The sequence below is a fragment of the Mycolicibacter hiberniae genome, assembly GCF_010729485.1.
In the GTDB taxonomy this organism is placed as follows: domain Bacteria; phylum Actinomycetota; class Actinomycetes; order Mycobacteriales; family Mycobacteriaceae; genus Mycobacterium; species Mycobacterium hiberniae.
In genome coordinates, this window is record NZ_AP022609.1 from 1988261 (window position 1) to 2001171 (window position 12911).

The window sequence follows — 12911 nt, forward strand, 5'->3', positions numbered from 1 at the left end:
CGCACCGCGCCGGTGGCCGCCGACCGCGTCAAGCCAGCCCTGACGGCGGCGGACCCGGGCGGTCGAGTAGAAACAAATGATGACTGATGCCCCCCGCTACCGTGCCTCTTCCGACTTCCCCAGCCTTCGGTTCGAGCCGGGTGACAACGGCGTGCTGGAGCTGGTGCTCGATGCCCCGGGGCTCAACTCGGTGGGCCCGCAGATGCACCGCGACCTCGCCGACGTGTGGCCGGTGCTCGACCGCGACGACGAGGTGCGGGCCGTACTGGTCCGCGGCGAGGGCAAGGCGTTCTCCGCCGGCGGCAGCTTTGATCTGATCGAGAAGATCGTCGGCGATCATGCCGGGCGGATGCAGGTGCTGCGGGAGGCCCGCGATCTGGTGCTCAACATGGTCAACTTCTCCAAGCCGGTGATCTCGGCCATCAACGGCCCGGCCGTGGGGGCGGGCCTGGTGGTGGCACTGCTGTCGGACATCTCGGTGGCCGGGCGCACCGCCCGGTTGATCGACGGCCACACCAAGCTCGGGGTGGCCGCGGGCGACCACGCGGCGATCTGCTGGCCGCTGCTGGTGGGGATGGCCAAGGCCAAGTACTACCTGTTGACCTGCGAGACACTGCACGGCGAGGAGGCCGAGCGCATCGGGCTGGTTTCCACCTGCGTCGACGACGACCAGGTCCTGGCCACCGCCAGCCGCATCGCCGACGACCTGGCGCACGGCGCCCAGGACGCGATCCGGTTCACCAAGCACAGCCTGAACTACTGGTACCGGCAGTTCGCGCCGGCCTTCGAGACCGCCCTGGGCCTGGAGTTCCTCGGCTTCTCCGGTCCGGACGTGCACGAGGGCCTGGCCGCCATCCGGGAAAAGCGCAAGCCGCAGTTCGGCTGACCTAGCCGGGCACAGCCGCTTGGACGGGTTGCGCGGCGATGGCCCGCTCCCTGGCCCAGCGGTAGTCGGCCTTGCCCGACGGCGAACGCCGAATCTGGGCGCAGAACACCACGGCTTTGGGCAGTTTGTACCGCGCGATGTGGTCGGCTGCCGCGGCGATGATGTCGTCGGGTCCGGCGTCGGCACCTTCGGACAGCTGCACCACGGCGACGACTTCGTTGCCCCACCGCTGGCTGGGCCGGCCCACCACCACGACGTCGTAGACGGCGGGATGGTGCGCGATCGCGGCTTCGACCTCCTCGGCGAAGATCTTCTCGCCGCCGGAGTTGATCGTCACCGAGTCACGGCCCAGCAGGTCGATGCCGCCGTCGGCGTCCCAGCGTGCCCGGTCACCGGGGACCGAATGCCGGACTCCCTCGATGAGGGGGAACGTGCGCGCCGATTTCTCCGGGTCGCCGAGGTATCCCAGCGGCACATAACCCTGCTGCGCCAGCCAGCCGATCTCGTCGTCACCGGGCTGCAGGATGCGGGTCATGTCCTCGCTGACCACCACGGCGCCGGGGTTCGGGGTGAAACGTCCGGTGGAACTCTGGGCGCGACTGGTGGTCTGCCCCATCGCGGCGCCGGTCTCCGAGGAACCCCCGGCATCGAGGATCGACACGTGCGGCAGCAGGCCCAGGATCCGCTGCTTGAGCGGCGCGGTGAACGCCGCCCCGCCGCTGGCCAGCACCATCAGCCCCGACAGTGCGTCGGCCAGCTGGGGGCCGCCGGCCTCGAGCGCGTCGGCGAGCGGGCGGGCGAAGGCATCGCCGACGATCGACAGCGAAATGACCCGTTCCCTGGCCGCCAGTTCCCACGTCACCACCGGGTCGAACCGATCGGTGGCCGCCGACATCACGAACGGCCGCCCGCCCAGCAGCGTGATGAACGCGGCCCACTGGGCGGCACCGTGCATCAGTGGCGCCACCGTCATCGAGCCGGCGGCACCGGCGACCTGAGTGCGGGCGACGATCTCCTCCAGCGTGGCGGGTACGGCGCCGGTACCGAAGGCGCGGCCGCCCATCGCGTTGATGAAGATGTCGTGCTGGCGCCACAGCACTCCCTTGGGCATGCCCGTGGTGCCCCCGGTGTAGAGCAGGTACAGGTCGTCCGGGGACAGCGCCAGGTCCAGCGGCTCCGCGGAGGTGGCGGCCAGCAGTTCTTCATAGCGCACCGCACCGGGCAGCGGCTCGTTGCCGGAGTCGTCGTCGACATGGATCAGCGGTATCGCGGGCAATCGGTCGCCGGCCCGCTGCAGCGCCTCGGCCAGCGTGGGGGCGTAGCGGGCGTGGTAGATGATCGCCTCGGTGGCTGCATTGGTCAGCAGATAGACCAGTTCGTCGGCGACGTAGCGGTAGTTGACGTTGAACGGCGCGACGCGGGCGTGGTAGGCGCCGAGCATGCCCTCCAGATACTCGTTGCCGTTGGCCAGATACAGCGCCAAGTGGCTCTGACCGGATTCATGGGGGGCCAGGTTGCAACGCTCCCGGCGCGCGCCCAAGCCCCGCTCGTGCAGGGCCCGCCCCAGCCGGCGAGCCCGGTCCTCGACCTGGCGGTAGCTCAACCGCCGATCACCGAAGACAATGCAGTCCCGGTCCGGGATGGCCTCGGCGACCGCCGAGAACACTTGGGCGAGATTGAATTCCACTGCCGCTCCTCGATCCGATCCCCAGTGCCTGGGCAGGCGCCCGGCTTACGCTACAAGGTGAAGCGGCGCAGCGCCGACGGCGCCGACGGGCTTTCCCGAGCTCCGTGAGGCATGCTTGGCCGCATGTCGGTGGATATCCTGCTCTACTCGATCCCGCCGGTGCTGGTCTATCTGCTCGTCGGCGGGGTGATCGGCATCGAGAGCCTGGGTGTGCCGCTTCCGGGGGAACTCATGCTGGTGGGCGCCGCGCTGTTGTCGTCGCGGCACGAGCTGGGAGTCGACCCGGTGGGGGTCGCCGCTGCGGCCATCGTCGGGGCTGTCATCGGCGACTCGATCGGCTATTCGATCGGCCGTCGCTTCGGTATGCCGCTGTTCGACCGGCTGGGCCGGCGATTCCCGAACCACTTCGGTCCGGGCCACATCGCGTTCGCGGAGCGGTCGTTCGGCCGGTGGGGCAGCCTCGCGGTGTTCTTCGGCCGCTTCATGGCACTGCTGCGCATCCTGGCCGGCCCCCTGGCGGGGGCGCTGAGGATGCCCTACCGGCATTTCCTGGTCGCCAACGTTGCCGGGGCCATCTGCTGGGCCGGGGGTACCACCGCCCTGGTGTACTACGCCGGCATGGCGGCCGAACATTGGCTTTCCCGATTCTCCTGGGTAGCGCTGCTGGTCGCGGTGCTCGCCGGCCTCATCGGCACCCTCGCGCTGCGGGGACGCATCGGGGCCCACATCGCCGAGCTGGAGGCAACCCATCGGTCCGAGGCGGACGCGGTCCTGGAGTAGTCAGGCAATTGGGGGCGAATAAGGGTTGTCCCCACACCGTGGCCGGAGCATGGTGGAAGGGAGCGGCGGCGCCGCGGGGGCGTCGCCCCGATCGCTCGGAGGCCCCCATGTTCGCGCGCGCAACCACCATTCACGCCCATCCGTCGTTTCTCGATGAGGGGATCACCCATGTCCGCACCGTGGTGATGCCGGCCTTGGCCGGAATGGAGGGCTGCGCGGGGATGTCGATGCTGGTCGACCGCGACGCCGGCCGGTGCATCGTCACGTCGTCATGGCTGGATGAGGACACCCTGCGGGCGAGCGAGGCCGACGCTGCGCAGATGCGCGACCGCGCCACCGAGATCTTCCATGCCACCGCTGAGATCAGCCGCTGGGAGATCGCTGCGGTGCGCCGTGATCACCGGTCTCAGCGCTATGCCGGGGTGCGGGTCACCTGGCTGCGGACCGAACCGGCCGGATGCGATCAAATGATCGACACCTACAAGCTGGCGCTGACACCCGACCTGGAAAATCTCGACGGCTTCTGCAGCACCACACTGATGATTGACCGGCATTCGGGCCGCGCGGTCTCGACCGTGAGCTTCGACGACCGCGCCGCTTTGATCGCCAGTCGCAGCAGTGAGCAGGCCATCTGGGCCCGAGCCGTCAACGAGGCCGGCGCCGAAGTGCTCGAAGTCGCCGAATTCGACTTGGCGATCGCCCACCTGAACGTGCCGGAAATGGCGTAGCCGCCCCGGAGTGCTCAGCTGGCCGGGCGGGCACTGAAATTGCCGTGGAAACCCTGCGGAATATGGTGCGTGAGTTCGGCGCGGGCCACCGGGCCACCGGCGAGATCGCGTGCGTCGAAGACCACCAGGCGTGAGGCGTGCTGCGCGGCCTGGTATTCGACGGTCAGCAGCCACCCGTCGTCCTCGGCGGTGGCGTGCGGCCTGGGCGTGAAGACCGGCTCGCAGAAGCTGTTCCCCTCCCCCTCGGCGGTGTACGTGGTCTCGCTCTGGTCGACCAGGTCCAACTTGGTGATCGAGTCGTAGAACGAACTCAGCCGACGCCGGCTGCTGATGTAGGCGTACCGGTGCGGCTTGCCCTCATAGCCCGGGTGGTGGCGCGGAAACTCGCAGGCCGCTTCGCTCAGCCGGTCGCGGGTCAGGCGCCCGGACGCGGTGATCCGGAACCGGGAAAACTCCGAGGGCGCGTCGTTGAGGCTGCTGGTCTGGAACCGCGCAATGCGTTCCAGCAGGCGGCCGTCGGCGTAGGTGATCGCATCGACAACCACGTCGGAACCGTCGTCATAGGCGTTACTGAGATGGAACTGGAGCACGGCCTCGCACTCCACCCGCCGGACGGCGCCGCCATCGCGAGGGATCAGCACAAACACGCTGCCGCGTTCGGGCCGATAGTGCAGGGCGTCACCGAGGGTCGCGCGGCCCAGGGCGATCGGCACCGCGTCGGGGATGATCGGCGACACCAGGAACACCAGGTAGCGCTCGGTGAGCGCGAAATCGTGCACCATGGCCACATACGGCAGCCGCACCGAGCGGAAGTGGCTCAGGCGGCCGCGGACATCGGTGCGATAGATGCGCAGGTGCGGTCGCGGGATGAACTCGACGCCGAAGTTGAACATCTCCCCGCTGCGCGGGCACAGACTCGGGTGCGCCGAGTAGGAACCCATCCAGCGCAGGCGGCCCCCGAACCGGCGCACCCCGCGGGTCTGCAGCGTCACGGGGTCGATTTCGTGCGGCGGACCGCCCTCCCACAGCGCGTAGAGGTGCCCGGCGTGTTCCACGATGTTGGTGTTGGCCAGATTCGGCGGGATTCTGCCGGCGTTGGCCCACCATCCGCCGGCAGCGGGGGTGCCCAAGTGCCGCGTGCCGGTCTTGCCGCGGTAGTGGCGGGTCCGGACGTAGCGGTTGCGATAGTGCACGCGGCCGCCGCCGATGGTGAACGCCGAGACCATGCCGTCGCCGTCGAAGAGGTGGTGCAATGGCCGCCCGGTGTGGTCCTCCCACCGTCCGGGGCCGTTGCGATACAGCGTCCCGGCCAACTCCGCCGGCAGCGATCCGTCGATCTGGGTCACCGGATAGTCGTATTCGGCCTGTTGCGGCTCGCTCACGCCGAAGCTGCGCCAGTCGGCTTCGGTGAGGCCGGCAAGCCGCTCCATCGCGCGGCGATGTTCGCCGGGGGGCAACGACGCCAGGTACTTCTGCATGGCCGGCCACGCGGCGTTGGGCGTGGGGGTCAACGTCACGGGTACTCCTCACGCGGATCGGCGGCCCTCGTCACCCAGCCGAGGATCATCGACACCCTAGCCCGAAGCGGCCCCGCCCCGACCCTGCCGCGCCGGACCGCCGAAACATCCACGCCGCGGGGCGATTCCATTCATCAGGTGATCTCGCCTCCCGGCGGCCCGAGGCATCCCCCGAAACGAGAAAAGCCACCTGTCGCCAGGTGGCTTTCTTGTGGTCCCGGCTGGGATCGAACCAGCGACCTTCCGCGTGTGAGGCGGACGCTCTCCCCCTGAGCTACGAGACCGGATGAACGAGGACGAACACTAGCACGGCCACCCCCCCGAGCATCAATGCGCAGGGCACTTTTCGCGCGGTTCACCCCTCTGACATGCGGAGTTGTGCTGGCTCACATGTGTCCGCTAATGTTCTGCATCGCGACGGGCGACGATCTCGCCCGTGGCACGCGGATGTAGCGCAGTTGGTAGCGCATCACCTTGCCAAGGTGAGGGTCGCGGGTTCGAATCCCGTCATCCGCTCGAGGGTGTCAAGTGGCATCAACCCCTTGCGGTGGAGTGGCCGAGTGGTGAGGCAACGGCCTGCAAAGCCGTGCACACGGGTTCGATTCCCGTCTCCACCTCCGTCCCAAGGCTCTAAGCGCGGTTAGCTCAGCGGGAGAGCGCTTCCCTGACACGGAAGAGGTCGCTGGTTCAATCCCAGTACCGCGCACCAAGATCGACGCAGCGACGGCTTTGTGGCGGAGTCCGCCATGGACGAACAGGGGCCCCTGCCGCGCACGGATCTACCGTGCCGCGCCCTCGCGGGCAAATACTTCTCCCGGGTTGATTCCCTCCGCTGATCGTCGCCGCAGAGATGCAGGTGAAGGTCATTTTTTAAAAGTCCGACCGATCGCTCAGATCTCGTTTTCCCCGGCCCGCGGAGGCAAAAACGGGTGAGGGCTCGGCGACCCCGACGCCCGCCCGGATGCGTTGGCCGGCCTGAATCGGCTGGGCTGACCACCCGCCAGGTGGTACGCCGCCTGGATTTATCCGCATATTCACAGTCTGCGCCAGGGCCGGGACGGACGACCACCACGGCGGATTGCGTCAACCTGCAGTTGACGCTCCCACGACGTCAACCTAACGTTGACGCCATGGCCGACCCCACTCCCCTCGCGCAATCCGTCCGCCTCGATGACCTCATCAACGCCATCACCGGCGTGCACGACAACCCGCTCGAGCAGTTGACCGACGCGGTGCTGGCGGCCGAACACCTCGGCGAGGTCGCCGACCACCTGATCGGCCACTTCGTCGACCAGGCGCGGCGCTCCGGTGCGTCATGGAGCGATATCGGCAAGTCCATGGGCGTCACCAAACAGGCCGCCCAGAAGAGGTTCGTCGCACGCCCGCAAGCCACCGCCCTCGATCCCGAACAGGGCTTCGCCCGATTCACTCCCCGGGCACGCAATGCGGTGGTGGCCGCCCAGAACGCGGCCAGCCGGGCGCACAGCAGCGAGATCACCCCCGAGCATCTGCTCCTGGGCACCCTTGACGATCCCGACGCGCTGGCCAGCGTCCTACTGACCGCTCAGCACGTCGACCCCGCAGCGGTCGCCGCCGCCGTGGTCATCGAACCCGGCGACACCGAACCGCCCGCGTTGATTCCGTACAGCGGTCCAGCCCGCAAGGCTCTCGAATTGACCTTCCGCACCGCACTTCGCCTCGGCCACAACTACATTGGCACCGAGCATCTGCTGCTGGCACTGCTGGAATCCGAGGACGGCTGCGGCCCGCTGCATCGCACCGGTGTCGACCGGGGCCGGGCAGAAGCCGATCTCACCCGAATCCTGGCGGGGCTCAGCACCAACCAGGCCGCCGCCCCCGGCGAGGAAACCACCGCCTGAGTCAGCCCCCCGGGCCCAAGGCCCCGCGCCCGCCACGCCGATGTGCCATCATGCCCAGAAGCAAACGAAGAGGACATGATGCATCGCTGGATTCTGGCCCTGGTCACCACCGCCGTCACCGCGGTGGCCGCCCTCACCCTGCCGGCGTCTGGATACGCCACGCCGACCACCACCCCCGAGGCTCCGATCGGGCGCCTCGGAGACACGCTGCGCATCTCCTACCGCGATGAGGCGTTCGGACCGATCGTCGCCGATGTCACGGTGCATGACGTGGTGCCCAGCGAGATCCCGCCGGGTTGGGGTGCGAACGGGTCGCCGCGGTGGCGTAACCAGGGCGGCCCCTGGCGAGCGAACGTGACCGTCCACCCGATCTCGGTGCCCAACCCCTACATCATGGCGGCCTCGGTCACCTTCGACGGCGTCACGCCCGGCGGCGACGCCTACGTGTCCAAGCACACCGATGACCCGACCACCCTGGACGCACTGCTGACCAACGCTCCGGCGGGCTCCACCGTCAACGGAGGGGTGTACTGGGATGTCTACCGCGGCTTGGTCACCCACGTGGTGATGCTGTCGCGCAACACCGGCCTGCGCCTGGCGCAGTGGAATCTGTGAGCTAACCCCCGCTGCTGAGCGCGAGCAACCGTGAGGTGGCCCGCAGGTATTTTTTCCGGTAGCCGCCCGCCAGCATCTCGGCGCTGAAGATCTGGTCGAGTTTGGCGCCCGACGCCACCACCGGGATACCGGCGTCGTAGAGCCGGTCGGTGAGCGCCACCAACCGCAGCGCCACATTCTGATCCTCGATGGGATGCGCGTCGGTGACAAACACCGCCGAGACCCCCTCGATCAGGGTCAGATAGCGCGACGGATGCATGGTGGCCAGGTGCGCACACAGCGCGTCGAAATCGTCCAGCGTCGACCCGGGCCGCGCCGCCGCGCGCTGCGTGACCTCCGGGGCCGAGGGCGGTTCGGGTGCCGGGGGCAGGTCCCGGTGCCGATAGTCCGGGCCGTCCACCCGGACAGGGGTGAAAATGCTTGCCAAAGCGTGGATCTCGCGCAGAAAGTCCTGGACCGCAAAGCGGCCTTCGCCGAGCTGTTCGGGCAACGTGTTCGAGGTGGCGGCAATCGAGACCCCGCGCGCCACCAGTTCGGACAGAAGCCGCGACACCAGGGTGGTGTTGCCCGGGTCGTCCAGTTCGAACTCGTCGATACAGACCACGGTGTAGCCACCGAGCAAGTCGATGCACTCGGTGAACCCGAACACCCCGGCCAGCTGGGTCAGCTCCATGAACGTCGCGAACGCCGTCCCCGGCGTCCCGCCGGCGCCGGGCACGCTGCCGGTGTCGGTGATCTCGTGGTAGATCGAAGCCAGCAGGTGCGTCTTGCCGACTCCGAAACCGCCGTCGAGGTAGATACCCACGCCCGGCAACACCTCGCGCTTGCCCAGCAGCTTGCGCCGTCCCGCACGACGAGTCAGTGCCTGCGCGCAGAACTCGGTGCACGCGGTCACGGCGGCGGCCTGGCTGGGTTGCGCCGGGTCAGGCCGATAGCTGGCAAACCTGGCACCTGCGAACGTCGGCGGCGGTTTGAGCTGCGCGATCAACCGTTCCGGGGACACAGCCGGATGCCGGTCCACCAGGTGGTCGATCGACTCGGTGGCGGGATTGGGCACGCACGAACTGTAGTCACATGGTGCAATCGAGGCCATGTCCGACCTCAGCGCAGATCCGGGCTTCACCCTGCTGGGCGCCACCGCGCCCGTCGACGACACGGAACTGGGGCGGCTGTATGCCTACCCCGAGGCCGACGGGCCGCGGCCATGGGTGCGGGCCAATTTCATCGGCAGCATCGACGGCGGCGCAACGGTCGCCGGCACCTCCGGCGGACTGGCCGGGCCCGGCGACCGGTCGGTGTTCATGCTGCTGCGAGCGCTGGCCGACGTCATCGTGGTCGGGGCGGGCACCGTCCGAGTCGAGAACTACGGCGGAGCACGGCTCAGCGTCGCCCAACGGCAGGGCCGCCGCGACCGAGGACAGTCCGAGATCCCGCCGTTGGCGATCGTGACCCAGTCCGGGGCACTGGACCGGGACCTGCGGGTGTTCAACGACACCGAAGTGCCACCGCTGGTGTTGACCTGCACCGCGGCAGCCGCCGATACCCGGCAGAGGCTGGCCGGCAACGCCGAGGTCCTGGACTGCTCCGGCGATGACCCCGAGCGCGTCGATGAGGCCGTGCTGCTGGACGCATTGGCGCAGCGCGGACACCTGCGGGTGCTGACCGAGGGCGGACCGCGCCTGCTGGGGTCATTGATCGAGCATGAGCTGCTCGACGAGCTGTGCCTGACCCTGGCGCCGTATCTGGTCGGCGGCCTGGCTCGCCGCATCGCCACCGGACCGGGCGAGCTGACAACGCCGATGCGCTGCGCACATCTGCTCACCGACGACTCCGGCTACCTCTACGCCCGGTACGTCAAAAGCGCGCGCCTATAAGGTGACAGGCATGACCAGCTCTTCGAGGTTCGCCCGGACCATGGTGGTCACGGCTGCCGCCGTACTGACCGGGTCCGCGCCGCTGCTGGCCGGTTGCGCACCCGGGCTGGCCGCCAACCCGCGGTTCGCGACCAACTCCGGGGCCGGCGCTCAGGGCCAACCCGAATCGACCCCGGATCAGGCCGGGCCGCCCCCGGTCGAGGTGCCCAAGAACGACCTGCCCTGGCATGACTGCACCGCCCGGATGTTCAGCGACGCCGCCGTGCCCGCCACCCCCGGGGTGCGGCTGGACTGCTCCAGCTACGACGCCGACGTCGACCCACTCGGCGGCGGTTCCTCCTCGATCAGCATCGGGGTGGTGCGGGCCCGCTCGGTGCAGACCCCCGGCGACGCCGGCCCGGTGGTGTTCACCACGGGATGGGACCTGCCGTCGTCGCTGCAGCTCCCGATCTGGCTGTCCCGCGCCGGCGCGGACGTGCTCAAGAGTCACCCGATCGTCGCTGTGGACCGGCGTGGCATCGGGATGTCGAGCCCCGTGGACTGCCGCAGCCGCAGCCAGCGCGACGAGATGTGGAACCAGGCCCAGTTCGCCCCCGGCGACGACCCGGTGGCCAATCTGGGCACCATCACGATGGAGGCCACCACCGACTGCACCGACTCCATCTCGCCGGGTGAGTCCTCCTACGACAACACCCACGCCGCCACCGACCTCGAGCGGCTGCGCAGCATCTGGGACATTCCGGCACTGTCGCTGCTGGGTATCGGCAACGGCGCCCAGGTCGCCCTGACCTACGCCGGCTCCCACCCGGGGAAAGTGGCCCGGCTGGCCCTGGACTCCCCCATTCCCCTCGGCGTGGCCGCCGAAGCCGCCGCCGAGCAGCAGGTCAAGGGCCAGCAGGCGGCCTTCGAGGCGTTCGCCGCGCAGTGCGCCGCGGTCAGCTGTGCGCTGGGCCCGGACCCCAAGGGCGCCATCGACGCGATCCTGGACTCCGCCCGCGCCGGACAGGGGCCCGGCGGCGCCTCGGTGGCCGCGGTGACCCACGCGATCGTCACCGCCCTGGGTTATCCCATCGGCGATCGGGTCACCAGCACCAACGAACTGGCCAGGGCGCTGGCGTCGGCCAACTCCGGCGACGCCAACCTGCTGAACAATCTGATCAACCGGGCGCAGGGCACCACCGGCAGCGACGGCCACTTCATCAACGCGTGCGCCGACGCCCTCAACCGGCCCACTCCCGACCGGATCCGGGAACTGGTGGTCGGCTGGGGCAAGCTCTACCCCCAGTTCGGCACCGTCGGCGCCCTGGATATGGCGCAGTGCCTGAGTTGGCCCACCAGCAGCACTCCCGAGCAGCCCAAAGAACTCAAGATCGACGTGCTGCTGCTCGGGGCCCAAAACGATCCGATCGTCGGCGAGGAGGGGGTGGCGGCCACCGCTGCGGCCGTCATCAACGCCGGTTCGGCCAGCAAGCGGGTGATGTGGCAGGGCATCGGCCACGGCGCCGCGGTGTATTCGGCATGCACGCTGCCGCCGCTGATCGGCTACCTCGACACCGGCAAACTGCCCGACACCGACGTCTACTGCCCGGCCTGACCCTGATCCGGACCCGCGGGCCCCGCCCGCGGTACGGTTCGCTGGTGACGGCAGCCGACTCCTTGATGCACCGGGCGGGCACCGCCCTACTGAACGCGTTCCGGCCTCCCACCTCTCCGCCGAGCACCGCAACCGTGCTGCGTTCGGTGCTGTGGCCGGTGGCCATCATGTCGTTGCTGCACCGCTCGATTGTGTTGCCGCTGAACGGCAACATCACCGATGACTTCAAACCGGTATACCGGGCGGTCCTGAATTTCCGGCACGGCCTGGACATCTACAACGAGCATTTCGACTACGTCGATCCGCACTATCTGTACTCGCCCGGCGGCACGCTGCTGATGTCGCCGTTCGGGTATCTGCCCGAGACGCTGTCGCGCTACACCTTCATCGCCACCAACACGATCGCCATCCTGCTCGCGGCCTACCTGCTGCTGCGGATGTTCGGTTTCGGGCTGAGCTCGGTGGCCGCACCGGCCTTGCTGGCCGCGATGTTCCTCACCGAGAGTGTGAGCAGCACGCTGGTGTTCACCAACATCAACGGGGTGATCCTGCTGGCCGAAGTGCTCTACTTTCGCTGGCTTCTCGACGGCCGGGCGAGCCGCCAGTGGTGGGCGGGGGTCGCGATCGGCCTGACCCTGGTGGTCAAGCCGGTCCTGATGCCGCTGCTGCTCCTGCCGCTGCTGAGCCGGCAATGGCGGCCCTTCGTCGGGGCGATCGCAACACCGGTGCTGTTCAACCTGGTGGCCTTCCCCCTGTCCAGCGACCCGAGCAGCTACTTCACCCAGACGGTTCCCTACATCATGGGCACCCGCGACTACTTCAACTCCTCGATCCTGGGCAACGGCGTGTTCTTCGGCCTGCCCTCGGGGCTGATCCTGTTCATGCGGGTGTTGTTCACCGTGCTGGCCGCGCTCAGCCTGTGGCTGCTCTACCGCTACTACCGCACCCGCGACCCCCGATTCTGGATGCTGACCTCCTCGGGTGTGCTGCTGACAACCTCGTTCCTGGTGTTGTCACTGGGACAGGGCTACTACTCGATCGTGCTGTTCCCGTTCCTGATGACGGTGGTGCTGCCGAATTCGGTGCTGCGCAACTGGCCGGCGTGGCTGGCCGTCTACGGCTTCATGACGCTGGACAAGTGGCTGATCTTCCGATGGATGAACATCGGTCGGCCGCTGGACTATTTGAAGATCACCTACGGCTGGTCGCTGCTGGTGATCGTCGTGTGCGCTGTGCTGTGTTACCGCTACCTCGACGCCCGGGAGCAGGGGCGCCTCGACGACGGGATCGACCCGGCCTGGCTGGCGACTCCACCGGCGAAAGCCGCCGCGACGACCTAGCCGCGCGCAG

The 12911-nt window shown here is 68.7% G+C and carries 11 protein-coding genes and 4 tRNA genes; 11 read left to right on the forward strand and 4 right to left on the reverse strand.

What is annotated here, in order from left to right; genetic code table 11:
• The first annotated feature begins 79 nt into the window (after nt 1-79).
• On the forward strand, nt 80-886 hold the full coding sequence (locus G6N14_RS09250; RefSeq protein ID WP_085134508.1) for an enoyl-CoA hydratase/isomerase family protein: 807 nt from the start codon (nt 80-82) through the stop codon (nt 884-886).
• A 1-nt stretch (nt 887) separates the two neighbouring features.
• On the opposite strand, the gene G6N14_RS09255 is transcribed toward G6N14_RS09250, so the two are convergent.
• Nucleotides 888-2573: an acyl-CoA synthetase gene (locus tag G6N14_RS09255; RefSeq protein ID WP_085134415.1), complete on the reverse strand. Its 1686-nt coding sequence runs from the start codon at nt 2571-2573 to the stop codon at nt 888-890.
• A gap of 123 nt (nt 2574-2696) precedes the next feature.
• On the opposite strand from G6N14_RS09255, the gene G6N14_RS09260 reads away from it, so the two are divergent.
• Together G6N14_RS09260 and G6N14_RS09265 are read left to right on the forward strand one after the other, a co-directional pair.
• Entirely contained in the window at nt 2697-3353 is a 657-nt protein-coding gene (locus G6N14_RS09260) for a DedA family protein (protein WP_085134509.1), read from the forward strand.
• Between the two features lie 107 nt (nt 3354-3460).
• The gene (locus G6N14_RS09265; RefSeq protein ID WP_085134416.1) at nt 3461-4081 is read left to right on the forward strand and encodes a hypothetical protein; all 621 of its coding nucleotides are present in this window, start codon (nt 3461-3463) and stop codon (nt 4079-4081) included.
• A gap of 14 nt (nt 4082-4095) precedes the next feature.
• Here G6N14_RS09265 and G6N14_RS09270 read toward each other — a convergent pair whose 3' ends face one another.
• Together G6N14_RS09270 and G6N14_RS09275 are read right to left on the reverse strand one after the other, a co-directional pair.
• Nucleotides 4096-5598 carry a carotenoid oxygenase family protein gene (locus tag G6N14_RS09270; RefSeq protein ID WP_234808812.1) on the reverse strand — a complete coding sequence of 501 codons (1503 nt, stop codon included), beginning with the start codon at nt 5596-5598 and terminating at the stop codon, nt 4096-4098.
• 212 nt (nt 5599-5810) lie between these two features.
• Nucleotides 5811-5882: transfer RNA gene (locus tag G6N14_RS09275), tRNA-Val, on the reverse strand.
• Nucleotides 5883-6041: 159 nt separating this feature from the next.
• Here G6N14_RS09275 and G6N14_RS09280 point away from each other — a divergent pair.
• The 5 genes from G6N14_RS09280 to G6N14_RS09300 all read left to right on the forward strand — a co-directional run bounded on the left by G6N14_RS09280 (nt 6042) and on the right by G6N14_RS09300 (nt 8093).
• Nucleotides 6042-6114 (forward strand) — tRNA-Gly (locus tag G6N14_RS09280).
• 30 nt (nt 6115-6144) lie between these two features.
• A tRNA-Cys gene (locus G6N14_RS09285) sits at nt 6145-6215 on the forward strand.
• Between the two features lie 17 nt (nt 6216-6232).
• Nucleotides 6233-6307 (forward strand) — tRNA-Val (locus G6N14_RS09290).
• Between the two features lie 421 nt (nt 6308-6728).
• Nucleotides 6729-7478: a Clp protease N-terminal domain-containing protein gene (locus tag G6N14_RS09295; protein WP_085134418.1), complete on the forward strand. Its 750-nt coding sequence runs from the start codon at nt 6729-6731 to the stop codon at nt 7476-7478.
• Between the two features lie 78 nt (nt 7479-7556).
• Nucleotides 7557-8093, forward strand: coding sequence for a hypothetical protein (locus G6N14_RS09300; RefSeq protein WP_085134510.1), 537 nt, complete (start codon nt 7557-7559; stop codon nt 8091-8093).
• Nucleotide 8094: 1 nt separating this feature from the next.
• Here G6N14_RS09300 and zapE read toward each other — a convergent pair whose 3' ends face one another.
• Complete coding sequence (gene zapE, locus G6N14_RS09305; protein WP_085134419.1) at nt 8095-9186, reverse strand: cell division protein ZapE; 1092 nt, start codon at nt 9184-9186, stop codon at nt 8095-8097.
• On the opposite strand from zapE, the gene G6N14_RS09310 reads away from it, so the two are divergent.
• The 3 genes from G6N14_RS09310 (at nt 9185) to aftC (ending at nt 12901) form a co-directional block, all read left to right on the forward strand.
• Nucleotides 9185-9967, forward strand: a complete 783-nt coding sequence (locus G6N14_RS09310) for a pyrimidine reductase family protein (protein WP_085134420.1) — start codon at nt 9185-9187, stop codon at nt 9965-9967. The two genes, zapE and G6N14_RS09310, sit on opposite strands and share 2 nt — an antisense overlap.
• A gap of 40 nt (nt 9968-10007) precedes the next feature.
• The gene (locus G6N14_RS09315) at nt 10008-11561 is read left to right on the forward strand and encodes an alpha/beta fold hydrolase (RefSeq protein WP_109559708.1); all 1554 of its coding nucleotides are present in this window, start codon (nt 10008-10010) and stop codon (nt 11559-11561) included.
• Between the two features lie 65 nt (nt 11562-11626).
• Complete coding sequence (aftC, locus tag G6N14_RS09320) at nt 11627-12901, forward strand: arabinofuranan 3-O-arabinosyltransferase (protein ID WP_085134511.1); 1275 nt, start codon at nt 11627-11629, stop codon at nt 12899-12901.
• Nucleotides 12902-12911: the final 10 nt, after the last annotated feature.